Raw genomic sequence first — 1,551 nt, 5'->3', positions numbered from 1 at the left:
GTGGAACAAACGCATCAAGTATGTCCTTATTCAAATGCTATTCGAGGTAATATACAGGTGTCTACCACTGTCTATACCAAATAAAAAGCTATGTCCAAGAATCAGCTTTGCTTAGATGAGCAACTATGTTTTCCTATTTATGCTGCATCTAATTTAATCGTAAAAGCTTATCGCCCTTTTCTTACACCTCTCGGACTCACTTATCCTCAATATTTAGTGATGTTGGTTTTGTGGGAAAAAGAATGTGTAAGTGTGGGTGATCTTGGACAAATTTTACATCTTGATAGTGGAACATTAACCCCACTATTAAAAAGAATGGAGACATCTGGTCTAATTAATCGATCACGTGATCCTAATGATGAAAGACGAGTTCTTATTTCATTAAAAGATAAAGGGCGAGACTTATCTGCTGAAGCAGAAAAGATTCCTAAAGAGCTTACCAAGAACATTGAGTTTGATAACTTAAATCAATTACGAGATGAATTAAAAGTATTAGTTAATCTATTATCAGAAAGAATTTGAGACCTCTTAATATCTGATAATGGAAGCCTGTTTACTTTCAAGAATCAATTAGTTTTTCTAAAATAAACATAATACACCTTATACGAAGTCAAAAAAATATATCTATATGATAATTAATGAAATTGTAATAACTATTCATAATGACCATTATGTAAAATGGATATGATAGAAGTGTACTAGTGAGTACACTTCTATCATAAAAAAGAGAGCTGCTAGCTCTCTTTTTTATGTTTTATTCAAAATGAAGTTGATATTTATCCGTCGTAATCTTGATCTTGAGGTTCTTATATTTTCGTTTTGTGGCACTCAGGGCTGAATCTGTCACTTCTGCATAAAATTTAGGGTCATTCATTAGATCATTAAATAGTTTATATCCAATCAATAACTTACTAGATTTTTTCTTTTCCTTTAGATCATTTTCAATCAACTGATCCAATTCTTTTACAGAAAAACTATGCATATTACCCTCTATAGTATCTTTCTGATAAAACAGCATACAGACTTAGCAAGAGGATTTAAAGCTTATTAGATAATTGATATTTATGAAATTGTGAGAAAGATAATATATTAGATTTATCTATTTAAGTTAAGTTTTTCTAAAAATAACATAATACACCTTATACGAAATGTGTTATAATTTTCCTTAGAAATCAATGCTGTAGTTTCTAGTTTATAGCCCAATCACACCCGATTGGGCTTTTTTTATGATTTTTCATGTTTCACGCCTATTCTTTGACCAATGTTTCACGACTTTGTTCATATTAGTTAAACAATCGTGGTTAATCATAGGGGCTAAAAAAACAGCTCCAAAAGCCGAGGTATTAACAGCCTTCAATGCAGATGCAGAAATAGCTTTCGATCTTCAGCCGTACAAGTATCAGTGTTGAAAAAGAAAATTACGGAACTCACTGCTGCATAAAATATTCGGCACTGTTGCAAATAGAGATTTGAGTCGATGATGTTCCCTTTAAAAAGTACTTAGAGACCGAAAACCCTGTTGATTAGACACACTTCACCCTGAGGCTGACC

At 32.0% G+C, this 1,551-nt stretch carries 2 protein-coding genes and 1 pseudogene; 2 read left to right on the top strand and 1 reads right to left on the bottom strand.

The features are described from left to right. Together ACE01T_RS17530 and ACE01T_RS17525 are read left to right on the top strand one after the other, a co-directional pair. Positions 1 to 84 (top strand): annotated as a pseudogene (locus ACE01T_RS17530) (Ohr subfamily peroxiredoxin); the annotation flags it as partial. Positions 85 to 90: 6 nt separating this feature from the next. Further along, entirely contained in the window at positions 91 to 522 is a 432-nt protein-coding gene (locus ACE01T_RS17525; protein ID WP_000042163.1) for a MarR family winged helix-turn-helix transcriptional regulator, read from the top strand. A gap of 232 nt (positions 523 to 754) precedes the next feature. Here the strand turns inward: ACE01T_RS17525 and ACE01T_RS17520 are convergent, their stop codons facing one another. After that, complete coding sequence (locus ACE01T_RS17520; RefSeq protein WP_004812234.1) at positions 755 to 982, bottom strand: hypothetical protein; 228 nt, start codon at positions 980 to 982, stop codon at positions 755 to 757. Between the last annotated feature and the right edge of the window lie 569 nt (positions 983 to 1,551).

Source organism: Acinetobacter uliginosus (assembly GCF_044130295.1).
In the GTDB taxonomy this organism is placed as follows: domain Bacteria; phylum Pseudomonadota; class Gammaproteobacteria; order Pseudomonadales; family Moraxellaceae; genus Acinetobacter.
The sequence above is the reverse complement of the archived record's forward strand: the minus strand, read 5'-3'. Positions and strand labels throughout refer to the sequence as shown.

Coding starts and splice junctions, on each gene's coding strand:
- ACE01T_RS17525 (WP_000042163.1), top strand. CDS start 91: ATGTCCAAGAATCAGCTTTGCTTAGATGAGCAACTATGTTTTCCTATT.
- ACE01T_RS17520 (WP_004812234.1), bottom strand. CDS start 982: ATGCATAGTTTTTCTGTAAAAGAATTGGATCAGTTGATTGAAAATGAT.